Origin of the sequence: Kitasatospora sp. NPDC092948, from assembly GCF_044754805.1 — a bacterium.
Classification (GTDB): Bacteria; Actinomycetota; Actinomycetes; order Streptomycetales; family Streptomycetaceae; genus Kitasatospora.
This window is the reverse complement of the sequence record NZ_JBIVPU010000005.1, coordinates 189,734-212,281: the sequence shown is the minus strand read 5'-3', so window position 1 is coordinate 212,281 and position 22,548 is coordinate 189,734. Positions and strand designations below refer to the sequence as shown.

Annotated in this window: 17 protein-coding genes and 2 pseudogenes; 9 read left to right on the top strand and 10 right to left on the bottom strand. The window is 70.7% G+C overall.

The features are described from left to right. Nucleotides 1–131 precede the first annotated feature (131 nt). Both ACIQF6_RS17950 and ACIQF6_RS17945 read left to right on the top strand, forming a co-directional pair. A complete protein-coding gene (locus tag ACIQF6_RS17950) occupies nucleotides 132–848 on the top strand; it encodes a glycerophosphodiester phosphodiesterase (protein ID WP_400895848.1) in 717 nt (238 codons plus the stop codon). A gap of 116 nt (nucleotides 849–964) precedes the next feature. Continuing rightward, nucleotides 965–2,503: an AI-2E family transporter gene (locus tag ACIQF6_RS17945; protein WP_400895845.1), complete on the top strand. Its 1,539-nt coding sequence runs from the start codon at nucleotides 965–967 to the stop codon at nucleotides 2,501–2,503. 163 nt (nucleotides 2,504–2,666) lie between these two features. Here ACIQF6_RS17945 and ACIQF6_RS17940 read toward each other — a convergent pair whose 3' ends face one another. Beyond that, nucleotides 2,667–3,620, bottom strand: a complete 954-nt coding sequence (locus tag ACIQF6_RS17940) for an alpha/beta hydrolase (RefSeq protein WP_400895842.1) — start codon at nucleotides 3,618–3,620, stop codon at nucleotides 2,667–2,669. A 188-nt stretch (nucleotides 3,621–3,808) separates the two neighbouring features. Between ACIQF6_RS17940 and ACIQF6_RS17935 the strand changes: the two genes are divergently transcribed. Next, nucleotides 3,809–4,654: a spermidine synthase gene (locus ACIQF6_RS17935; protein ID WP_400895839.1), complete on the top strand. Its 846-nt coding sequence runs from the start codon at nucleotides 3,809–3,811 to the stop codon at nucleotides 4,652–4,654. A 209-nt stretch (nucleotides 4,655–4,863) separates the two neighbouring features. Here the strand turns inward: ACIQF6_RS17935 and ACIQF6_RS17930 are convergent, their stop codons facing one another. After that, the gene (locus ACIQF6_RS17930) at nucleotides 4,864–5,886 is read right to left on the bottom strand and encodes a GNAT family N-acetyltransferase (RefSeq protein ID WP_400895836.1); all 1,023 of its coding nucleotides are present in this window, start codon (nucleotides 5,884–5,886) and stop codon (nucleotides 4,864–4,866) included. A gap of 753 nt (nucleotides 5,887–6,639) precedes the next feature. Here ACIQF6_RS17930 and ACIQF6_RS17925 point away from each other — a divergent pair. The 3 genes from ACIQF6_RS17925 (at nucleotide 6,640) to ACIQF6_RS17915 (ending at nucleotide 9,468) form a co-directional block, all read left to right on the top strand. Then, nucleotides 6,640–7,983 (top strand): MATE family efflux transporter, encoded by a 1,344-nt coding sequence (locus ACIQF6_RS17925; RefSeq protein ID WP_400895833.1) that lies wholly within the window; start codon nucleotides 6,640–6,642, stop codon nucleotides 7,981–7,983. Between the two features lie 63 nt (nucleotides 7,984–8,046). Continuing rightward, nucleotides 8,047–8,607, top strand: coding sequence for a chloramphenicol phosphotransferase CPT family protein (locus ACIQF6_RS17920; protein WP_400895831.1), 561 nt, complete (start codon nucleotides 8,047–8,049; stop codon nucleotides 8,605–8,607). Between the two features lie 129 nt (nucleotides 8,608–8,736). Continuing rightward, nucleotides 8,737–9,468, top strand: a complete 732-nt coding sequence (locus ACIQF6_RS17915; RefSeq protein WP_400895829.1) for a carbon-nitrogen hydrolase family protein — start codon at nucleotides 8,737–8,739, stop codon at nucleotides 9,466–9,468. Between the two features lie 34 nt (nucleotides 9,469–9,502). Here the strand turns inward: ACIQF6_RS17915 and ACIQF6_RS17910 are convergent, their stop codons facing one another. Then, complete coding sequence (locus ACIQF6_RS17910; RefSeq protein ID WP_400895827.1) at nucleotides 9,503–9,997, bottom strand: DUF5709 domain-containing protein; 495 nt, start codon at nucleotides 9,995–9,997, stop codon at nucleotides 9,503–9,505. A 364-nt stretch (nucleotides 9,998–10,361) separates the two neighbouring features. On the opposite strand from ACIQF6_RS17910, the gene ACIQF6_RS17905 reads away from it, so the two are divergent. Next, a complete protein-coding gene (locus ACIQF6_RS17905) occupies nucleotides 10,362–13,196 on the top strand; it encodes an AAA family ATPase (protein ID WP_400895825.1) in 2,835 nt (944 codons plus the stop codon). A 93-nt stretch (nucleotides 13,197–13,289) separates the two neighbouring features. On the opposite strand, the gene ACIQF6_RS17900 is transcribed toward ACIQF6_RS17905, so the two are convergent. From ACIQF6_RS17900 to ACIQF6_RS17875, 6 genes and pseudogenes are all read right to left on the bottom strand, one after another. Further along, complete coding sequence (locus ACIQF6_RS17900; protein WP_400895822.1) at nucleotides 13,290–13,451, bottom strand: hypothetical protein; 162 nt, start codon at nucleotides 13,449–13,451, stop codon at nucleotides 13,290–13,292. A 136-nt stretch (nucleotides 13,452–13,587) separates the two neighbouring features. Next, nucleotides 13,588–14,817, bottom strand: a complete 1,230-nt coding sequence (locus ACIQF6_RS17895; protein ID WP_400895819.1) for a glutathionylspermidine synthase family protein — start codon at nucleotides 14,815–14,817, stop codon at nucleotides 13,588–13,590. A gap of 6 nt (nucleotides 14,818–14,823) precedes the next feature. Then, nucleotides 14,824–15,168, bottom strand: coding sequence for a hypothetical protein (locus tag ACIQF6_RS17890; protein WP_400895817.1), 345 nt, complete (start codon nucleotides 15,166–15,168; stop codon nucleotides 14,824–14,826). A gap of 186 nt (nucleotides 15,169–15,354) precedes the next feature. Continuing rightward, nucleotides 15,355–16,497, bottom strand: coding sequence for a homoserine O-acetyltransferase (locus tag ACIQF6_RS17885; RefSeq protein WP_400895813.1), 1,143 nt, complete (start codon nucleotides 16,495–16,497; stop codon nucleotides 15,355–15,357). A gap of 8 nt (nucleotides 16,498–16,505) precedes the next feature. Further along, complete coding sequence (locus ACIQF6_RS17880; RefSeq protein WP_400895810.1) at nucleotides 16,506–17,825, bottom strand: bifunctional o-acetylhomoserine/o-acetylserine sulfhydrylase; 1,320 nt, start codon at nucleotides 17,823–17,825, stop codon at nucleotides 16,506–16,508. A gap of 250 nt (nucleotides 17,826–18,075) precedes the next feature. Next, a pseudogene (locus tag ACIQF6_RS17875) lies at nucleotides 18,076–18,715 on the bottom strand (LysR substrate-binding domain-containing protein); the annotation flags it as partial. On the opposite strand from ACIQF6_RS17875, the pseudogene ACIQF6_RS17870 reads away from it, so the two are divergent. Beyond that, nucleotides 18,645–19,550, top strand: a pseudogene (locus tag ACIQF6_RS17870) (EamA family transporter). The pseudogenes ACIQF6_RS17875 and ACIQF6_RS17870 overlap by 71 nt on opposite strands. A gap of 35 nt (nucleotides 19,551–19,585) precedes the next feature. Here the strand turns inward: ACIQF6_RS17870 and ACIQF6_RS17865 are convergent. Continuing rightward, nucleotides 19,586–20,623 (bottom strand): NlpC/P60 family protein, encoded by a 1,038-nt coding sequence (locus tag ACIQF6_RS17865; RefSeq protein ID WP_400895807.1) that lies wholly within the window; start codon nucleotides 20,621–20,623, stop codon nucleotides 19,586–19,588. Between the two features lie 400 nt (nucleotides 20,624–21,023). On the opposite strand from ACIQF6_RS17865, the gene ACIQF6_RS17860 reads away from it, so the two are divergent. Continuing rightward, nucleotides 21,024–22,424 carry an oxygenase MpaB family protein gene (locus ACIQF6_RS17860; RefSeq protein WP_400895804.1) on the top strand — a complete coding sequence of 467 codons (1,401 nt, stop codon included), beginning with the start codon at nucleotides 21,024–21,026 and terminating at the stop codon, nucleotides 22,422–22,424. Nucleotides 22,425–22,548: the final 124 nt, after the last annotated feature.

Sequence of the window (22,548 nt, the reverse complement as noted above, 5' to 3'; positions counted from 1 at the left end):
GCCGCCGCCAGGTGCCGGAGGTGCCCGCGCAGTCTCGAACGGATGACGCCTAGGATGCGGAGTTCTGCGGCTAACCGCTGGTGAAGCGGCCCGTGGTGTGAGTTGCCCGACTGTGCGAGAGGACGACCCCGTTGAAGAGCCGCGTGCGCGCCGTTGCCCACCGTGGTGATCCGTACCAGCACCGCGAGAACACCCTGCCTGCGGTCAGTGCCGCCCTCGTGGCGGGAGCGGACGCCGTCGAGGTCGACGTCCAGCTCACCAGGGACGGCGTGCCGGTACTGCTCCACGACCGGACGCTGGAACGGCTCTGGAACGACCCGCGGCAGGTCAACCGCGTGACGGCCGAACAGCTTGCGGACCTGGCCACACCCGGCCTGCGGATCCCCACCCTCTCCGAGGCACTGGCGGTTGTGGCGCAGACCGATGGCCCGCAGCTGCTGATCGACCTGGACGACGCCCAGCCGGCTGCCGCTACCTGGCGGACCGTCAGTGACCTCAACCTGGCGGACCGCGTCGCATTCTGCGGCTCGGTCGCCGCGATGCTTGCCGTGCGGGAACTCGCGCCCCAGGCGGAGATCTCGCTGACCTGGAGCCGACCTCAGTTGCCCAAGCAGCGGCTGCTGGACGAACTGCGGCCCAGCTACCTCAACCCTCCCTTCGGACTGGTCGACGAGCGCCTGGTCGCGACCGTGCACGACGCCGGCCTCGGCCTCGCCACCTGGACCGTCGACCTGCGCAGGACGATGCGACGCATGCTCGACCTCGGCGTCGACTCGCTCACCTCCAACCGGGTCGGCCTGCTGCGTCGGACGATCGACCAGCACCCGGGCATCCGACGCGCCATGTGAGGCGCCACCGCCTCCGAGGGCGGCGCGCCGGACCCACGGTGACTGCCAACCGCGATGACCGTTTTGTGCTGAAATAAGACGATCATTTCGGCGTGGCGGCGGCGGAGGAGGCAGCAGTGGCAACGGGCGACTCCCCAGAACCGCGCGAATCGAACGAGTCCGCCGAGTCGCAGGCATCGCCCGGCGACAGGGGCAGCCCTGAGCAGCCCAATGTGAACGACTCGGATCGTGACCCGTCGGCTGCGGATTCGACCGAACACTCCGGCGCGCCGGGGCCGGCTGGTGACAGGGCTGGTGACAGGCCGTCAGCGGCTGGACAGTCCGGTCCAGCCGAAGGCGGCGCGGCTGGTGCGGCCGGTGCGGCCGGTGAAGAGCGGGCCGGCAATCCTGCCTCCGGCGAGCGGACCGGGGATGGTCGTGGCGGCGCCGCCGGTGCCGCCGGTGCGGCGTCGGAGTCCGGTGAGCGATCGACATCAAGTGAAAACACCTCCATAGGTACTGAGGGCCCGTCGGGAACGGGTGGCGTGGCGGCCGCTCCCGTGGCGGTGCCGGACGATCGGCGGCCGGCCGTGATACTGCCGCCGACCATTCGCGCGGCCGCCGCCTGGTCGGCTGCGGTGATCCTGTTCATCACCGTCGCCGGGTTCGCCGTGTTCGTGGTTGTGGAACTCAGGGCAGCGACCATCCCGATGGTGGTGGCGCTGCTGGCCACCGCCCTGCTCTACCCCGTCATGCCATGGCTGGTGAACCGAGGCGTCGGCCGCGGCGCGGCCGCCGGATTGACCTGTGCCGCCCTGGTGGCGGTTGTCACCAGCGGTATCGCACTGCTCGTCAACTCATTGGTGGACAGCGCTCCACAGATCGCCGCGGGGCTCCAGCAGGCGGGTGACCGGATCGCCTCCTGGCTCGGACCGTTCGGCGACCGGATCCAGTACGCGCTTCGCCAGAGCGCCGGTGCGGGAAGCAACCTGGTGGACTCTCTCGCCAACGGGGTGCTGTCCGGACTCGGTCTGGTCACTCAACTGCTGACCGGAGGGGTGCTGGCCCTCGCCCTGATCTTCTTCTTCCTGCGCGACGGCCACCGGTTCGGCGCGGCCATCCACGATGTGATGCCGGGCAAGCACTCCGACACGGTGATCGCCTGCGGTCAGCAGGCCTTCGCGGCCATGGCCGGCTTCATGCGTGGCACCACCTTGATCGCGCTGATCGACGCCACGTTCATCTCCATCGGACTGCTGCTCCTCGGTGTCCCGGGTGCGGCCGGACTGGGTGCTCTGGTCTTCATGGGGTCCTACATCCCGTTCGTCGGGGCCTTTCTCTCAGGAACTGTGGCGGTACTCGTGGCCCTGGCGAACGGCGGCCTCGGTACCGCTCTCTGGGCTCTTGGTGTGGTGCTGGCGGTGCAGGCGATCGAGGGCAACATCCTTCAGCCGGTTATCCAGAGCCGCACCGTCGAACTGCACCCCGCGACGATCATGATCGCCGTGGTGGCGGGCTCCGGGATCGCCGGAATCATCGGAGCCCTGCTCGCCGTCCCGGTCAGCGCGGCCGGCCTCGGTGTGGTGTCGGTACTGCGCGGCACTGCGAAGACGCCAGGGGCACCCACGAGCCGTCGCAAGCGGCACCGCTCGGAGAGGCAGAGCCCCGAGAACTGAACCGTTCGCGGATCAGCAGCTGGTGGGTACGGAAGCGGTTGGGTACGCCGGTCGGCTGCGAAGCTGATTGCTGATCAGTTGTGACCTCCTGGGTGAGTGCCCGGTGTTCGGCATCGAGTGGGCGGTCGGCGCCGGACGGGTGGTCGTCGGGGTGGTCCGATGGTCAGGGGGCGGGGAAGTAGGCGGCGAGCCAGCGGTCGAGTTCGGCGAACACCTGGGCCCGGACCGCGTCGGAGGAGAGGACCAGATCATGGACCCCGCCTTCGATGCGGATGAGGGTGACATGCCGGCCGAGGTACGGTGCGAGCGCGGCGATGTCGTCGGCACGCAGCACCCCGTCGGTGTGCATGAGAGCGGGATCCCACCGGCTGGTGATAGTGGAAGCCGTGGAGGCCATCATCAGGATCGGACAGCTGACCGATAGCCCCCGTCGGACCGTTCGGTGTCCGCGGTGGATCGCCGACAGCCAGCCGGCGTAGAGTGGAACGCCTTCGGCCGGCTTCAACGTGAGGTCGAAATCCCAGCTGCCGCGGTGCTTTCGGTGAAGGCTGTGGACGTAGTGCGGGTTGAGCGGCGTCGGCAACTTCCGGGTGGGCGCCGCCCGCCCGAGGGCATCAAGGGCCGGAGCCCCGAGGGTGCGAACCACGGGCGGGGCAGGCATGGACAGGAACGGGCTGTTGAGGAACAGGCCGTCGACCAGCCCGCGTCCATCACGCCGCGATGCCCACAGTGCCGCCACCAACCCGCCGGTGGAATGGCCGTTCACCAGTACCCGGGTATGGCCGTCGAGGTCCCGGATCACGCGGATCGCCTCGTCCAGTTCCTCGTCGTACACGGTGAGGTCCGTGACGAAGTTGGGGGACTGGTAAGGCCGAAGCGATCGGCCGTACTTGCGCAGATCCAGGGCGTAGAAGGAGTAGCCCGCGGCAGTGAAGTGGTCGGCGAGGTGGGTCTGGAAGAAGTAGTCGTTGTAGCCGTGCAGATACAGCACCGCCTGACGGGATCCCGGAATCAGCCTGCGGATCAGCGTGGCACTGACCTGGCCCTCCTCGTCCGGGGTCAACGGGAGCTCCGCCGCCTCGTACGGGGCACCCAGGATGTCTTCGTGGAACTCCATGCCAGCCACACCTACTTCCTGCTCTGCTGCGCCGCCCCGGAGCCGCCCGAGGTGGTGTCACCTCCGCGACCATACCGGTCGGTAGACCGCTTCGTTTGGGAAGACTGCCCTGGTCGGGCCTAAGCTGCCCGCATGGTTGTCCCTTCGTCGCTCGTTCTCCGCCCGGCCATGCTCAGGGGGTCTGTCCGATGACCGGGCCGACTCCCGATCTGCCGGAGCCGCGCCCCGTCGAACGCGAGGTGGCGTTGGGGACAGCCAAGTTGATGCCTGACATCGACGACGAGGGCGGGTGGCTGCTCACCCTCGACGGTACGCCGCAGTCGTATGTCGACCTCCAGGACCCCACGCACCTCGAGTTCGAGTACGTGCAGCGGATCGCCCACCTGCTGGATGTGGTCGCCGATGAGGGGGAGCCGCTCGACGTCCTGCACCTGGGCGGTGGCGCACTGACGCTGCCCCGCTATCTGGCTCGAACCCGGCCGGATTCGCGGCAGCAAGTCGTCGAGGTCGACGGGCCGTTGACCGAATTCGTTGCGGAGCATCTCCCGTGGCCCTCCGGTATCGACGTGGTGGTCGGAGACGCGCGAGCGGCACTCGAAGCCGTGCCACCGGGAAGCTTCGACGTCGTGGTGGCTGACGTCTTCCGCGGCTCGCGGACGCCGGCCCACCTCACCAGCGTGGAGTTCGTTCGGCTGGCCGCCGCAACCCTCCGGCCCGGCGGATGCTACGCGGCGAACCTCGCGGACGGTCCGCCACTCGCATTCGCCAAGGCCCAGGTGGCCACCGTGGCTGCCGTCTTCACCCATGTCTGCCTGGTGGCCGAGCCCAGCGTGCTGCGGGGGCGACGGTACGGGAACGTTCTGCTGATCGGCTCCGACGAGCCGCTGCCCACGGGGGAGTTGAGTCGGCTGCTCGCCTCCGATCCTTTCCCGGCCCGGCTGACGGAATCGCCCCAGCAGGCTTCCGAACCGGTCACGGACGCGACCGCCGAGGATTCGCCACCCCCACCGGCCGGGGCGTTTTCGTTGAGCTGAGGTGGACAGCGGTTCTCGCGGCTTGCTGTGCAGGAAGTCGTACTTGATGGCGAACTCCTTTCTGTGGAGGCAGGGCCGGCGGCTCAGGCATCGGCAGGAGGGTTGGGCGTCGGCTGAACGAAACTCCGGAAATCGGTGGGTGGCGTGGGGCGCAACGTTCAGCCGACGGCAGACATGGTTGGTCGGATGGACCGGGTGTGGGCGGCTGATCAGCCTGCGGAGAGAACGAGCCGGCACGCTGTTTCGCGGTAACCGAGCAGTTCGAAAGCGGCGATCATGGGGTGGTTGGTGAGGTCCGTGTCGCCGCGGATGACGGTTTCCTCGGCTTCGTCGGCGAGGACCCTGGTGACCTCTGCGAGGATCTCGGCGACGAAGCCCCGTCCGCGGAATTCGGGAAGGACCCCGAGATAGCCCACCACGGCGGCGGCGGAGTTGCGTGAGGGTATCCCGAAGCCGACGACCTGCCCGGCGGACGTTCGAGCTATTCGCCACCAGGAGCGTTCACCGAGCATGTCGTGGTGGTAGAAGGCGACATCGGTCCGGGCCTGTTCCTCCGGTCCGAGGAGCAACGCCTCGCGTGTGGTGGCCGCGTCCAGGCTTCCGGGCAGGGCTCGCCGGAAGAGATCGACGAATACTTCGTCGTCGGGCTCCGGCGCGAACACCAGACGTTCCGACAGAGTGGGGACCGGCCGTTCCGAGGTCCACTCGAAGCGGAGACGTTCGGTGGCGCGGCGGAGCCCGGTTGCTGTCGCCGCCTCGCGGCGCCACTCCACTCCTGCCGCAGCCTCGGGTTGCCGGCGCCAGGCCGACGGCAGGAACAAGTGATAGTCCGGTGGGACGGCAAGACCGCATGAGGCGAAGAGCTGGTGGGCGGCGAGGAGGAGAGCGGCCGCGGCCGCAGTGTGCGGATCGCCGGAGAGTTCGAACGGCGACGGTTCTCGCGCAGCGAGACCACCGAGACCACCGAGACCAGCGAGTGCTGATGGAGTGTCGGTGAGGAACAGCGCATCCAGGCTTCGGGGGTGGGAATCGCCGGGCATGCCCCACCAGATGGCGATCACCAACGGCGTTTGCCCGGGCCTCACCTCTGCGATCCAGATCCACTCCGGACGGTACTCGCCGGCGGAAAGCCGAGCCCGGATGACATTGGTGGAGATCATGGTGGACGGGTCGAGCCGGATGCAGGAGAGGACAGCCTCGAGCTCTTGGGAAACGATCGGACGGCAGATCACAGTGCCTCCAGGACACGGAAGTGTGGGAGGCGAGCCCGACCGTTGCAGGACGTGATGACCGCCCAAGTGGCAGCGCATCAGTTGGTCGTGCGCGTGATCGGGTGCGCCGTAGGAGCGAGACGGAGTATCGGCACCATCATGGGACCTCCTCTCGAACTGACAGCGTGAGTGCAATGCCAGATTGCCGCTGAGCCAATACCGGGCGGTCGGTGGAGCGCGTCCACCGCCAGCGATGCAGAGCCTAGAGAGATCGGTCGCTGGTCCGCAAAGTATTTTTCGATGCTTCTTCCGCGGGCTTCGACAGGGCCAGGAAATCGCGGAGTAGGGAGGCTGCGGCGGTCAGGTGTATCCAACTGAAGGGCAGGTTACGGCGAATTACTCGAAAGAGTGTATTCGGAAATATTTGCGGCGGCGGAGGTTGGCGTTGATGCGGCGAAGGTAGAAATCCCATGGCGGTGGCGGTGGCGGTGGCGGGCGTGGGAGAAGGTGCCGGTCGGGGAGCGGGTGGATCGGCGGGCCGGCCCTGGCGGGCGGCGGCCACTGGCCAGGAAACCGGGCACCTCATCACTTCGCCACCTTGGCACCGGAGGTCGGGTGCTGTCCGCGCCGGGCGGTGTGCAGGTGCGTGGCTGATCTTGGGCCAGTACTAATTCTGAAAGGAACTTAAATGTTGAATTGTTTGAAAAACCTCGCTACGGTCGGCCGCGCCGATGCCCTTGATGGTCGGCAGCGTCGTTTCGAGAGAATCAGGAGGTGGCAGTGGGTGTGGGAATTGCGACGGAACCGGAGTCGCGCAGGTCGGCAGCGTATGCGCTGACCGCGCCGGCGGTACGCATGGCAGGGTCGATCCTGGTCGGGCTTGCCGCAGGCCTGGTGCTCCAGGCCTGGACGGTGGCGTTTCTGGGGCGTTTGGGCAGCGAAGCCCTCTACATTCGTTCGGTCTACACGCCGGTGGGGTATCTCACGCTGGCGGTAACGGAGGGGCTGGTAGTAGCGGCACAGGTGTCGGCAGGTCGTGCGGCGCGTGATGGCCGGCACAGCGAGGCACTCAGGTCGGTTCCGACCTTCATTGCCGCAGGTGGGGGCCTGTTGCTGCTTCAGGCGGCAGTTGTCGCGGTGGTTCCCGGCCCTATGCTGGCGGCGTTGGGGGTGGCGCCGAGAGAGCAGCAGCCGGTCGTGGTCTTCATCGTTGCGACAGCGGTGAGCAGTGCTGTCGGTCTGATCCCCTACCTGGGCGCGGGTGTACTGCGAGGTCTCGGGCACACCGGGGCGGCTGCCTGGCTCGGCGTCACGTTCACCGCTCTCTCTATTGCGGGAACGGCCGTGGTCCACTGGTCGACCGGGCTCGGCGTTCTGGCCGTGCCGATCGGCGGCCTGCCGGCGACAGCACTTGTGGGGGCAGCCACCGCGATGGTGCTGAAGCGGAAGGGACTTGGGTGGCCCACGCTTCGAGGAGACCGGCAGGCAGCCGGGGAGGTGTGGAGGCTCGGTGCACCAGTAGCGGCCACGTTCATGCTGCTCTCCACTGCCACGTTCGGATATCTGACGGTACTTCAGTCGGCCGGGCCGACAGAGGTTGCTGGGTTCAGTCTCGGGCAGATGGCGACCTCGCTGGTGATGGTGATCGCTCTGGCGGTCGGTTCCGGTGCCGCGATCGCCGTGACGTTGAGGCCGGATGCCGATCGGCAGGGTGCCAATCTTGCCGGTCTGACTGCAACGCTGAGGCTCTCACTCCCGCCGTACCTGGTGATCGGTGCAAGCGTCTTCCTGTTCCGGGACGCAATAGCCGGGGCCCTGACCAGCGACCAGCCCACGGCTGCGGTGACAGCCGAGTACTTCGCCTGGACGGGGCCGACCCTGGCGCTGTTCGGTGGGACGCTGGCGCTGCTGACCTATCTGGAACAGATCGGCCGGGCCGGCGTGGCGTTCACGTTGAACGCGACCTACTTCGCGCTGATGGTGACTGCGGCGTTCCTGATACCAGGGCAGGCGACAAGCGGTGACTTGGCAAGGTTGATCGCCGCCGGGAACGTACTCTGCTTCATCAGCCTCTGGTTCAGCGCGCGGTTCCTGATACGCCGGGGTGGAGGGCGCTGACGGGCGCGCGCAGCAACGGGCTACGGTGGGCCGATCGCTGAGATCGCGTAGATGGAGGGTCACATGGGTGAGACGGCAGGACGCATCATCTTCCTCAATGGCACGTCCAGTTCGGGGAAGTCGAGCATCGCACGTGAGTTGCTGGACGTCCTCGACGACGAGGTCTGGTTCCATGTCGGCGTCGACATGTTCAATGCCATGCGGACCAAACGCGAGATGGAGCAGGCAGAGCTCGACGAAGCGCTGAAGCGGACCAGGAAGGGGTTCCACCGGTCAATCGCTGCGATGGCGGAAGCCGGTAACAGCGTCGTCGTCGACCATGTCCTGAGCGAACCATGGCGGCTTGCGGACTGTCTGGACGTCCTCAGCCCCTACCGGGTCGTATTCGTCGGTGTCCGCTGCGACGTGGAGGAGCTGATACGGCGTGAGACCGCCCGGGGCGATCGCCCGTCTGGTCTGGCAGCTATGCAGCACGATCTGGTGCACCGTCACGGAGACTACGACTTCGAGTGCGACAGCGGAGCGCACTCGCCGCGTGAGTGCGCAGAACAGATCAAGGCGTTTCTTCCGAACCAGCCGGAATCGACTGCCTTCGAGCGCCTGCGCGAAGCCGCGGGACGGTAGCGCCGGAGGTCGCGGGCAGGCCCTGACGACCCGACGGTTTCCGGGGGCCGATGCCGGGAGGGGCGGGCGGGCAGGTGGTGACGGTTGGTCAGGACGGGGAGTACTGCAGTGGCAGGTAAGGGAAACGGCATGGCGCAGGTGCGGGTGGCCGCGGCTCAGTTCGAGTGTGTGCCGGGGGACGTGGCGGCGAACGTCGCACGGATGACGGCGCTGGCGCGGCAGGCGCGGGAAGCAGACGCGGCCGTGGTGTTCGGGCCGGAGCTGTGCCTCACGGGGTACGAGCTCGAACTGATCGCTTCGGATCGGCGGCTGTGGACTGAGCCGGACGACGTGCGACTCGACCCGTTGCGCGGCACAGGTATTGCCGTGGTGGTCAATGGCGTCGCCGCTGGGCCGGGTGGCCGGCCACAGATCGTCAGCACCGTCTACGGGTCGGACGGGGCTGTGGTGACGATGTACGCGAAGGAGTGTCTGTACGAGAACGAGCGGGAGGTATTCACCGCGGGCAGCGGCGGGGGCAGGTTCTGGCTGGACGGGGTCGGTTACTCCCTCGCCACCTGCTTCGACAACCACTTTCCCGAGGTGACGGCGCGGAACGCGGCGCTGGGGTGCCAAGTGCATCTCGCCAGTTCGCTGTACGGCACCGAAGGCGGGAGGGAAGAACGACGGACGGTCCATCCCGGGATCGCGAAGGCGACCGGCATGCACGTGATGCTGGCCAACCACGTCGGCGTCGCCGGGCCGTGGACGGGCTGCGGCGGTAGCGCTGCGTGGGCTCCGGACGGGGCTGTGATGGTGGAGGCGGATGAGACCGGTCCGCAGGTGCTGGTGGCCGATCTGGAGGTGGAGGTGAGCAAGTGAGGGAAAACGGACGGCCGGCAGCGGACGTCGAGTCTCAGCGGTAGTCGTCGTCGAGTACCCGATCGGCCAGGTCGTCGAGAACGGTGAACCGGACCGCCTCGCGCAGCGGCTCGTCGGGCGCTGCGTCGTCGAACTCGGCCTCGGCGTCCTCGTCCGGGTGGACCAGGTGCACGGCGGCCTCCTCGGCGCTGGCCGCACCGCCGTCGGGGCCCACGTCGGAGCCCTCGGTGTCGATCCCGTCCTCGACCAGGCGTCCTGCTCGTGGGGCAGGTCCGTCGGTCCAGCGATCGTCGACCTCGTCGGGTTCCTCGTCGGGTTCCTCTTCGGACAGCAACTGTTCCAGGGGCTCCCCGCGTGCGGCCTCCCCGGGCGTGGTGCCGTACGCGGTCGCGCCGTGGTACCTGTCGGAAGGGATGACGCCCGTGTCCAGCGGATCGTCGTCGAGCCGGTCCGTGAGCAGGGAGTCGGCCGGTTCGAGAACGCCGTCGTCCTCAGCAGGTTCCGGGTCCTGGGCGTCCCAGTCGGTCATGACAGCACCTGTCCTCGTCACTCGGGGTGAGGTCCCACCCAGCTTCTTCATGCTCGCCAGGGAGTCACCCGCCTCGCAACACGGCGCGGTGGGAGGGCATGAAGGAGCGGCGCGGGACTGCCCAGCAGCGGGGTGGTGCAGGTATGGCCGTACGGTCGAGCAGGGAGGCGGTCGCCACCAGGAGAGTGCAGCTGGTTCGCGAGGTGAGGAGTCGAGTGGCCGGCGGAGCGCGCTGACCATGCTGGGATATTGCGAGCGGGGTCGTTCGGGTCGGCGGTGCGGCAAGGCGTGATGGTGGTGCCGCAGCCGCGTGCTCTCGGCGGGGTCTGCGGGGTCGGAAACGGGTGGACGGAGGAGGTGTGCAGTGGTGCGGGTCGGCGGGGTGTCGGGGTTCGTCGGGCGGCGGCGTGAGCTGACCTGGGTGGTTGCGGCCTTGCGGGCGGCACCTTCGGTGGTGCTGGTCGAAGGCGAGGCCGGTGCCGGGAAGTCCGCGCTGGTGCGGCAGGCGTTGGCGGAGTCGGGGGCGGCGCCGGAGCGGGTGCTGACCGGGTACTGCCACCCGCTTGCCGGCCCGACGCCGTACGGGCCGGTGCTCGATGCCCTGCGGGGCAGTGGTCCGTTGCTGGCAGCGGCGTCGGAACTGCCACCGAGCGCGGGGGCGCTCCGGCCGTGGCTGCCCGATCTCGGAGCGTGGCTGCCTGAGCAGGTCGAGGGTGGGGACGAACGGTACCGGCTGGTGCAGGGCGTGCGGGCGCTGCTCGGTGCGCTGGGTGACGTCGTGCTGCTGATCGAGGACGCGCAATGGGCGGACCGGGCGAGTCGGGACTTGTTGTTGCTGCTGGCCCGGGATCCGCTGCCGGGGCTGTCGTTGGTCGTGACCTACCGGGCGGAGGCGGGCGCGGGTGCGCCGGTGCTGGGTGCGGCGTACCGCTGCCCGCCGGGGGTTGCCGGTGGGACGGTTCAGCTGGGGCCGCTGAGGGAGGCCGAGCTGCGGGAGCTGGTCGCCCGGGAATGGGGTGTCGACGCGGCACCGGAGTTGGCAGCCGTGCTGGCCGAGCGGTCCGGCGGCCTGCCTGCGGTCGCCGTGGAGGACCTGGCGGCCTTGCGTGTCAGCGGCCCGCACACGGAGCCGGTGTCGGCGCTGGCCGCCGCGGAGTTGCCGCGGAGCCTGTGGGACACGGTCTCCGAGCAGCTGGCCGGCCTCGGGCCTGACGCGCTCGCGGTGGCGGAGACGATCGCGGTGCTGGACGAGCCGGTCGGGGAGGAACTGATCGGCGCGGTGGCGCAGCTATCGGCCGAACGGGTGACGGCAGGCCTGGTGGAAGCGCTACGGGCGGCGGTGCTGGCCGAGCCCGCTGCGGCCAGGTACGGGTTTCGCAGAGAGCCTGCCCGACAGGTGGCGTACCGCCGTATTCCGGGGCCGCTGCGGTCGGTGCTGCACCGGCGGGCCATCGCGGTGCTGGGCGGCCGCGAGCCGCAGCCGCTCGCCCGGATCGCCGCGCACACCCGGGCCCTCGGCGACCGCGCGGCTTGGCAACAGGTGGCCGAAGCGGCGGCGGAGCAGGCAGCCGAGCAGGGTGACCCGGCGCTGGCCGGGCTGCTGCTGCGGGAACTGCTCGCGGAGACCGAGCTGGTCCCGGAGCGGCGAGTGCGGGCCGCCCGGGCACTGTCGGCGATCGCCGCGAACGCCGCCGACGACACGGCAAGCACTGCGGCGCTGGCCGGAATCATCGCCGACCCGCGTCTGCCGGTCGCCGATCGAGGCGAGATCCGGCTGACACTCGGCCTGCGGGTGGCCGTCCAGGGCGGCGACCGGGCCGGGTTCGCGCAGATCGAACAGGCCGCCGACGAGCTCGCCGAACGGCCCGCAAGGGCGGCTCGGGCGCTGGTTGCGCTGGCGATGAACGAACGCGACGGAGCCGGTGCCGCCGCCCGGGAACGGATGGCGAGTGCCGCCGCCGCGTTGGCGGTCGAGCCGGACGAGGAGGTGACCGCCGCCTACTGGGCCACCCTGCTGACCTTCCAGGCCCGCGACGGCGACCCCGAACTCTGGCCCGAACTGGACCGGCTGCCGCGCGACTCCACCAACCCCGAGGTGGTCCGGCAGACCACCCGCGCGCTGTACAACGTCGGCGACATCGCCCTCGACACCGGGCACGACCGGCGGGCGGGTCGGCTGCTCGCCGAGAGCCGGGCGCTGGCCCGACAGGCTGCGATCGCCTACCTGGAGTGCTACAGCCGGATCGCCCTGCTGCGCCTGGACGGATTGGCCGGGCGCTGGCAGGGGCTCGAAGAACGGTTCGCCGCCCTGGGGACGGAGTTCCCGGACGTTGCGATGGCGGGTGCCGAACGGGCCATGCTGCTGGGCAGGCTGGCAGCCGCGCGGGGGCGGCTGGCGGTGGCAAGGGCCGAGTTCACCAGTGCGGCCCGGTACGGCGAGCGGGAGTCACAGGTCACTGCGGCGATGCGCGCGGCGGCCGGCCTCGGTGCGCTCGAACTGGCCGAGCACGGTGGGGCGGAGGCTGCCGCGGTGGTGGCGCCAGCGGTGGCGATCATGCGACAGGCCGGGGCGTGGGCGCGTAGTGCGGAGCTGCTGCCGGTGGCCGTGGAGACCGCGCGGGCGGTCGGCGACGTCGATGCCGCCCGACACCTCACGGAGGAGGCGGCGGAGGCACTGGCGGGAATTGATGCGCCGGCCGCGCACGCCGGCCTCGAACTGGCCCGGGGCCACCTGCTGGAAGGCCTCGGCAGTGCGGTGGACGACAGCGCTGCCGAGGCGTTCCGGCGTGCGCGGGACGCGTGGCGGGGGATCGGCCGCCCGTACGAGGCTGCCCGCGCGGAGGAGCGGCTGGCCCGGGTGCTGGCCGAACACGATGCGCAGCACGCGGCCGAGCGGCTGACCGCCGCGGAGGCGACGTTCACGACGCTCGGGGCCGCGTCCGACGCTGCGCGCTGCCAGCACGTTCGGCGTGACCTCGGCCTCGGGCGGACGGCGTCGCCGGGGCGGCGCGGTTACGGCGAGGCACTGTCGCCACGTGAGCGGCAGGTGGCTGAGCTGGTCGGGCAGGGGATCAGCAACCAGGACATCGCGCAGGCGCTGTTCCTGTCGCCGCGGACGGTCGAGCACCACGTGGCGAGTGCGCTGCGCAAGCTCGGAGTGGGGCGGAAGGAGGTGGCGGAGGCGTTGGTCGGGAGGTGACGGGTTGTGAGGTGCCGGGCTGTGGGCCGACAGGCGTGGGCGGCGAGTCGGCGGCCACCGGCGGTGCGGAGGCGGACCGGGGTGCGGCAGCGCTCAGGGACGAGGGCGGTGGGGGAGACGGGCGAGGTAGGAGAGGGTGGCGCGGCGGGTCTGGCGTTCGACGGTGCCGCGCCGGGGACAGCGCGGGGTGGGGTGCTCGGTGAGGGCGGTGAAGTGCTCGCTGGCGTAGAGGCGGAAGCGTTCACGGCGGGTCATCCGGATCTCCTGACGGGGGTTGGGGAGAGCGGATACCAGCTTTGCGGTGCGCCGGCGAGCTGATCAATGCGTAGGGGATACCCATCCCGGACGGCGAAGGGTACGTAGTCGTGAGGCGCGTCGGATCGGAGGGAGGTCAGCGAATGAGGTGCGGCAGGAAACGGGCGCCCTGGTGGGTGATGGGGCTGTCGTCGGTCTCGCGAATGCCGAGGCCGGCCGACTCGCCGTCAACGACCCAGGTGCCGAGGACGGGGCGGTTGCCGTCGAAGTCGGGGAGCGGGTGGTACTGCTGGTAGCAGTAGCCTTCGGCGCCGTAGCGATCGGGATCGCCGGCCCAGTCGGCGAGCCGGGTCTGGGTGCCGTCCGGTTCGACGATGCGGATGCCTGCGCCCTCGCGGCCCAGCAGCGGCTTGGCGGCATAGCCGGGGCCGTCTGGGTCGGCGAGTTCGCGCGGGCCGTCGAGGTAGGCGGGCAGCAGGTTCGGGTGGCCGGGGTTGAGCTCCCACAGGACGGCCAGCAGCGCCTTGTTGGACAGCAGCATCTTCCACGCGGGCTCGATCCACAGGGTGGAGCCGGTGCCGCCGCCGAGGTCGACCACGTCGAGGAGCTGGTCGGCGAACTCGTCGTCGGTCAGCCACTCCCAGGGGTAGAGCTTGAACGCGGAGCGGATGAATCGGTGCTCGAGGTCGACGAAGCGGCCCGCCAGGCCGTCCCAGCCGATGTCCTCCATGGCGATGCCGACGGTCTGCAGGCCGGCCTGTTCGGCGCACTCCTGGAGGTAGAGGGTGGTCAGCCAGTCCTCGCCCTCGGTGTCGCCGCGGGAGTGGGCGAAGTGCACCGGGCCGGGCGGGAGCAGGTGCTTCTGGCGGCGCCAGGAGGCGATCAGGCGTTCGTGCAGGGAGTTCCACTGGTCGGCGTCGGGGAAGCGGTCCTCCAGCCAGAACCACTGTGGTCCCGCGGCCTCGATCAGCGAGGTGGGGGTGTCGGCGTTGTACTCGAAGAGCTTGGCGGGGCCGGTGCCGTCATAGGCGAGGTCGAACCGGCCGTACACGCTGGGCTGTTCGTCCCGGCGGTGCCAGGACTCGGCGACGACCGCGGCGAGCCGAGGGTCCGCGATGCCGAAATCGGCGAAGCGGCCGGTGCGCACCACATGGTCGGCGGCGGCGAGGGAGAGCTCGTGGAGCTCCTCGACGACGTCCTCCAGGGCTTCGACCTCGGGCAGGGAGAACTCGTAGTAGGCGCTCTCGTCCCAGTAGGGGTGCGGGCCGCCCTGGTTGCAGGGGTCGGAGCACATCGCGTACACGAGGCCCTGGGATTCGACGGTGGCCAGCCAGTCGGGGCGCGGGGTGATGATGTGACGGTGCATCAGGGGTCAGCCGCCGCCCGAGCCGCTGGTGCTGCCCTTGGGGCAGCCGAAGCCGCCGCGTTTGGTGGCGGCCTTGTCGAAGGTGCCACCGCTGGCGGTGTCGGTGCCGTACCCGCAGTAGTACCAGCGGCCCGCACCGGAGCCGCCCGCCGAGCACGAATGACTGTCCAGCACCTTCAGCGTGGTCGGGTCGACGCAGCGGCTGGGCGGATTGCTCGAGGAGGAACAGCCGGACAGGGTGAGGGCGAGCGTGCCGACCATGCCCAGAGTGACGAAGCCCGACCGGCGGCGGGCACCCGGTCCCGGTCGGTCGGGGTCGGGGGCGGCAGTGTCAGGTGGTGGCGGCGTCATGGCGGGTCATCGTACGCGGAAGAGACGATCGTCGGACCATTGTGTCGGGAACTGATGGCTGGTCAGTTCGGCGGGCTCCGGGCCGACGGGGCGACCGTCGTCGCCCCGTCGGCCCGAAGACCGGTCACCTCCGGCCGGCGGGCCCGCCTCCACCTGGTGCGCAGCCGCCTCCGAGGTGTTGGCTCGTCAACGGCGGGCGCGCGGCAGGAGTTCGGCGAGCAGCGCCGCGACCTGCTCGGTCTCCAGCAGGAAGCCGTCGTGGCCGTACGCCGAGGAGATCACCCGCAGGGCGTCGGCGTGCGGCAGGTGCGCGGCGAGTTCGGCCTGCTGGGCGGGCGGGTAGAGCCGGTCCGAGTCGACGGCGGCGACCAGCGCGGGCGCGGTCACCCGGCGCAGGGCAGCGGCCGTCCCGCCGCGGCCGCGGCCGAGGTCGTGGGCGTTCATCGCCTCGTTGAGGACCACGTAGCTGCCCGCGTCGAAGCGGTGCACGAGCTTCGACGCGTGATGGTCGAGGTAGGACTCGACGGCGAACCGTCCACCGCGCCACGGGTGTTCGCCGGCCTGCGGGGCGCGGCCGAAGCGGACGGCGAGTTCGGTCTCGCTGCGGTAGGTGATCTGGGCGAGCCGCCGGGCCAGGCCCAGGCCGCGGTGCGGCCCGGCACCGATCGGCAGGTGGTGGTAGTCGCCGCCGTACCAGCCGGGGTCGGTGCGGATCGCGTGCAACTGGGTGGAAGCGTGCGCGATCTGTTCGGCGGAGGCCGCCGCCGTGGTCGCCAGCACCAGCAGCGCACCCACCCGCCGAGGGTGCGTCACCGCCCATTCCAGCGCCCGCATCCCGCCCATCGACCCGCCGACCACCAGCGCCCAGTTCGCCACACCGAGCGCGTCGGCGAGCAACGCCTCGGCGGCGACCTGGTCGCGCTGGGTCAGGAACGGGAAGCGCCCGCCCCAGGTCCGCCCGTCCGGCGCGGGCGAGGACGGCCCGGTCGAGCCCTGGCAGCCGCCCAGCACGTTCGGTGCCACCACGAACCAGCGGTCGGTGTCCAAGGCGCGCCCGGGGCCGACCAGTTCGTCCCACCACCCGGCCGTCGGGTGCCCGGCCGCGGCGGGCCCGGCGAGGTGGCTGTCGCCGGTCAGCGCGTGCAGCACCAGCACGGCATTGGAGCCGTCCGGCGCGAGCGACCCCCAGGTCTCGTACGTCAGCCGACCGGCCGGCAGGGTGCCGCCGGCCTCCAGGGCGAGCGGCCCCGGCAGCGTGAACCAGCGCCGTCCGCCGACCGGATCGCCGTCCCGCCAGGCCCCGGTGGCGGGCGGGACGGCGAGACCCAAGGTGCCGTTCAGGACGCGCCCTTCGCCGAGCGGAAGCCCGCCTCCAGGTCCGCCTTCAGGTCGGTGACGCTCTCCAGTCCGACCGACAGCCGTACCAGGCCGGGCGCGGTGCCGGTGGCCGCCAACTGCTCGGCGTCCAGCTGGCTGTGCGTGGTGGAAGCCGGGTGGATCACCAGACTGCGCACGTCGCCGATGTTGGCGAGGTGGCTGAACAACTCCAGCCCGTCCACGAAGCGCCGCCCGGCCTCGACACCGTCGCGCAGCTCGAAGGAGAGCACCGCGCCGGCCCCGCGCGGCAGGTAGTGCTGCGCCGCGGCGTGCCAGCGGCTGGACGGCAGGCCGGGGTAGTGCACGGCGGCGACCTCGTCGCGCGCCTGGAGCCAGCGCGCCAGCTCCAGCGCATTGGCGGTGTGCCGCTCCAGCCGGAGCGACAACGTCTCGATGCCCTGCAGCAGCAGGAACGCCGAGTGCGGGGACAGCGCCGGACCGAGGTCGCGCAGCAGCTGCACCCGCAGCTTGGCCGCGAACGCGCCCGGCCCGAGGGCGTCCCAGAACCGCAGGCCGTGGTAGCTCGGGTCGGGCTCGTTGAAGCCGGGGAAACGGTCGGGGTGGGCACCGAAGTCGAAGGTGCCGCCGTCCACCACCACGCCCCCGATGGTGGTGCCGTGCCCGCCCAGGAACTTGGTCGCCGAGTGGACGACCACGTCCGCGCCGTGCTCGATCGGCCGGAGCAGGAACGGCGTCGGCACGGTGTTGTCGACGATCAGCGGCACCCCGGCGGCGTGCGCGACGTCGGCGACGGCGCGCACGTCCAGCACGTTGCCGCGCGGGTTGCCCAGCGACTCCGCGAACAGCGCCTTGGTGTTGGGACGGATGGCCGCGCGCCAGGCGTCCACGTCGTCAGGGTTTTCGACGAAGCTCACCTCGATGCCGAAACGGGGCAGGGTGTGCCGCAGCAGGTTGTAGGTGCCGCCGTACAACGAGGCCGAGGAGACCAGGTGGTCGCCCGCCCCGGCCACGGTCAGCAGCGCCAGCGTCTCGGCGGCCTGCCCGGAGGCCAGCGCGACCGCCGCCACGCCGCCCTCCAGGGAGGCCAGGCGCTGCTCCAGCACGTCGGTGGTCGGGTTGTGGATCCGGGTGTAGATGTTGCCCGGCTCGGCGAGGGCGAACAGATCGGCGGCGTGCGCGGTGTCCCGGAACGCGAACGAAGTCGTCTGGTAGATCGGCACCGCCCGTGCCCCGGTCGCGGGGTCGGGCTGTGCGCCCGCATGGATCTGCCTGGTCTCGAAGGACCAGCCGGGAGTGGCGACGGGGCTCTGCTCGGACATGCTGCTCCTGTACGCGTGCGGGAGGGTGGGACGGCTTGCGCGGGCAGGGCGAAGCCGCCGCGGGAGGCGGGGATGACGAGCCGTCAGGATGCGCGGCGGCGAAGGAAGGTCGCCGGGACGGTTACGGCGTCAGGTAAGCACAGCGCGGAAACGGCACGCCAGTGGATCGCCGGAGCGGACACGCGGGGACACGTGGCGACACATGACGGAGATCTGGCGGTCCATCATCTGACGAGCAGATCAGATGAATTCAGCCGGTGGGTGCCTCGGCCGGGATGCCCAGAAGATCGAGGAGGGCCTCGGTGGCGGGCGTCCGGCCCGAGCGACTCCACACCACCGTCTCGATCCGGGTCGGCGCATCCGTGACCTCGACGGCGGCGACGCCGGCCAACCGGTCGCCGTACCCTGCGGGCAGCATCGCCACGGCCAGGCCCGGGCCGACCGGCCGGGGCAGGTACGCGGCGTCGGTGGCCTCGAACGCCACGCCACGGACCAGGCCGGCCGCGCTGAACGCCAGATCGCTCTGGGCCCGGCCGGCCGTCCCCGCCGGCAGGTCGACGAACGGCCCGGCGGCCGGGCACGCAGGCTCACCCGGCCTCGGGCGGCCAGCGGATGGTCGGGTGCCACGACCGCGACCGGGCGGCCGCGCGCCGGCTCGCGGGACGCCACCTCCTGCGGGCGCAAGGTCAGGGCAGACCGAGGAGCGCCACGTCCAACGCGCCCTGGCGGACCTGTTCGATCAGATTGTTACCAGCGCCGACCCGCAGACTGATCCGCACTTGGGGGTGGCGGCTGCGGAAAGCGCGCAGCCCGGTCGGGATGTCCACGGCCGTGACGGTGGGGATCCGGCCCACCGCGAGCCGTCCGCGTACCGCGCTGACCGCGCTCGCCCCTGCGGTGTGGGGCACCACCTACGTGGTCACCACCGAACTGCTGCCGCCCGGCCATCCGATGTTCGCCGCCCTGCTGCGCGCGCTGCCCGCCGGCCTGATCGCCCTGGCCGTCACCCGGTCGCTGCCGTCCGGCAGTTGGTGGGGGAGGGCCGCCGTCCTCGGCTTGGCTGAACATCGGGCTGTTCCTGCCGCTGCTGTTCACCGCCGCCGAGCGCCTGCCGGCGGGGTCGCCGGAACCTCGCGGCCGCCCAGCCGGTGATCGTGGCGGTGCTGGCCGTGGTCGTGCTGCGTCAACGCCTCTCCGGCCGAAGGCTGCTGTGGGGATCTGGTCGGCGTACTCGGCGTCGGACTGGTGGTGATCGGCCCGAGTGCCGTCCTGGACGCCGTCTGCGTGGCAGCCGGACTCGGCAGGGCCGCCACCATGGCGCTCGGCGTCACCCTCACCAAGCGCCGGGGCCGCCCGGAAGGCGTCTCCCCGCTCGCACTCACCGAATGGCAACCCATCTCCGGCGGACTGGTCCTGCTCCCGCCGACCTCCCTGTGTTCGAGGGCGCCCCGCCGGCCGTCGACGGGCGAGCCGCACTCGGCCATCTGTGGCTCGGCCTGATCGGCGGACTGCTCACCTACGCCCTGTGGTGCCAGGGCGTCACCAGCCTTCCGGTCACCAACGTCGCGGTGCTCGGGCTTCTCTCCCCGCTGGTGGCCCGTCCTCGGCGTAGTGGTGCTCGACCAGACCCTCGGCCCGGTCCAACTGGTGGGCTTCGCCCTCGCGCCGGCCTCGATCGTCGCCGGACAGTGGCCCGACCGCCGCCCCGCCCCCGCCAGGAGCTGATCGGCGATCAGGTGCCGCGACCTCGGCCCGGTGGGTCAGACCCGACGGATGATGTTGATCGAGATCGCGTCGACCTTCATGACCTTCACCACGTCGTTGGCCTTCGGCGCGTGCACCACCAGGCCGTTGCCGATGTACATGCCGACGTGGCCCCGGTCGGCCTTGTAGATCACCAGGTCGCCGGGCTGCGCGTTGTGCCAGTCCGTGCCGACGTTGGTGCCGACCGTGGCCTGTTCCTGCGAGGTGCGCGGCAGCGAGACGCCCGCCTGCGCGTAGGCCCACACCATCAGGCCCGAGCAGTCGAAGGTGTTCGGGCCGCTCGCGCCCCAGATGTAGTCCGCGCCCTGCTTGCGCAACGCGGCGTCCACGGCGACCTTGGCCGCGCCGGAGGCCGCCGGCAGGGTGGTCGGGTCGACCCGGGTGGCACTGCGCGAGGCCGACCCGTCGGTGCCCCGTACGATCTCGGCCCGGTCCGCCGCGGACAGCGTGGCCAGCAGGCGCTGCGTCTCCTGGAGCTTGGACTGGACCGTGCTCTTGGCGTTGTTCAGCGCCTGCGTCTGGCCGTCCAGCTCGGCCAGCACCGTCGCCGCCTCCCGCTTCTGCTGCTCCAGTCGACGCTGCTGGTCCTCCATGGACTTCAGGGTGTCGGCCTGGGTGCTGGCGGCCTGGTCGAAGGACGAGGCCTGGTCCAGGTACTTGTCAGGATCGGACGAGAGCATCAGGCGCACGGACGGATCGAGGCTGCCCTGCCGGTACTCGTCGGCGGCCACAGCGGCCAGCCCGGAGGTCAGCTCGGTCAACTGCTCCTGGCCGCGCGCTATCTGGTCCTGCAACTGGTCGGCCTGCTTGCGCAGCTGGTCCGACCGCTCCTTGGCGCCGTTGTACTTCTCGGCCGCCTGTTCCTGCTCCTCCAGCAGCTTGTCGACCTGCGCCTTCACCTCGTCCTTGTTCGGCTTGGCGGGGGCGGCGTGCGCGCTGACCTGCGCCGACAGTGCGACCGCGGTGGCGGCGGCACCGGTCAGGACGTAAGTGCGGGCGCGACTCGGTTGCCTCGGGCGTCGATGGGAAGCCATGGGGCTCCTGCTTTCTGCTCCGGTCGGACGGGTTCGTTTGCGTGATCATCCGACAATGAGTTTGAGGCCAGACCGTAATCAGGTCAGGGCCTCCGCGTCCACTTCCGCAGGTCTGCGAATCGGCCCTCCCGCTTTCCATGCTGAATACCCGTCAGTAGGGAAGGTCCTGTCCGTAGGGCTCGCCGTCGTTTGCGCATGAGGGGCCGTCAACTTCGATCGCTCCCGAACCGCCCCTGCGGGCGAAGAATCGCCCACCGACTCACCCTGCCGGGCGGTTTGGGATCCGGAGCAGCAGGTTCTGCTTGGGGCCGCCCATAGGCTTCGGGACATCCAAAAACGGCCGAAGCCGATCGGCCACTGGGCGGCCGTCGGGCCACCGGAGCGAAAGGGGGTAGGGCCTGTGACGCACACCGCAGGAGCGGAAGCGGACTCGATGCTGCGTCGCACCCTTGGGGAGCGGCGTATCGCCCTGGTCGCCTGGCGGCTGCTCGTCCTGCAGAACGCGCACCCCGCCGTCGGCGCCGGAGTCGAGCAACTGTCCACCTACCGCAGCCACCCCTGGCGGCGGATCGAACACACCATGGACAGCGGACGACGACTGTTCTTCTCCGACCAGGAGGCGCTCAACCGCGAGATCGCACGCCTCGAACGCAGCCACCGCCGGATCGCCGGAGTCGACACCCGGGGCCGCTCCTTCACGGCCCTCGACCCCGCCGTCCGGGTCTGGGTACTGGTCACCCTGTACGAGGCCATGGCGGCCCTGCGGGCACTCTCCGGGCACCGGCTGAGCCCAGCCGAACTGGACAGGCTCTACCGGGAGTTCAGAGAGGTCTGTGCGGCCTTCCGGCTCCCCGACGAGCTGTTCCCACCCACCGCCGCCGACGTACCCGGGTACCTCAGCGACACCATCCGGGAGACCCTCGAACTCACCGAAGCCGCCCAGGACATGCTGTACACCGTTCTCACCCGCGCCCCCGCTCCGCGCCGCCTCGGCCGGCTCCGACCCGCCTGGCCGCTGCTGCGCCGACTCGTGGCGCGCTTCCTCACCGCGCTCACCCTGGCCGACCTGCCGGCGGAGTTCCGGGCCAAGTGCGGCCTGCCGCGCAGCCGCAGCGCTGCCGTACTCTCCTGGACGGTCCACCGTGGTGCGCGCCTGATCGTCGAGCGGCTGCCCGACCGGCTCCGCTACCGGACCTTGCCCAGCGGCGAGCGGGCCCGGCCGGCCGACGCCAAACCACCCCGGCCGCCGCGCACGCCCCGGCGGGACGACCGGCCGGCCCGGATCGCCGCCTTCTACCACCAGGTGATGGACCAGACCGGCGACGGACGCCTGACGGCGGCGGACTTCCAAGCCATGGCGCACAACATCTGCTGGCCGCTGGAGCGCGACGAAGCGACCGAGGCCGTCGTCTACGGCGCCTTCGACACCTGGTGGCGGCACCTGCTGTCCACCATGGACGCCAATGGCGACGGCGAGATCTCCTGCGAGGAGTTCGTCACCGCGATGCTGGCCGGAGTCGACCGCGACCCCGGCTACCTGGAGGAGGGCCTGCACGTCGCAGTCCGCGCCATGTTCCACGCCGCCGACGTCGACCGCAGCGGCCGGCTGTGCGTCGACGAGTACCGCACCCTGTTCGGCGGCTCCCGCGTCCACCCGGCCGAAATCACCCACGGCTTCCGACAGCTGGACACCGACGGGGACGGCCAGATCACCGAGGAGGAATTCGTCCGGGGCTTCACCGATTTCTTCACCGCCCGCACCGGCGGCGTGGCCGGCACTCAACTCCTCGGCCGACCATGACCGCCGCCCGGCACCCGGACGTCCGACGTCCGGATGTCCGAGGCGGTGCACGGCAGTCGACGCATCGGAGGTCGATCACGGAAGGCTGAGCATGGGCATCAGGAAACGCGGCAGCGGCCGCCCC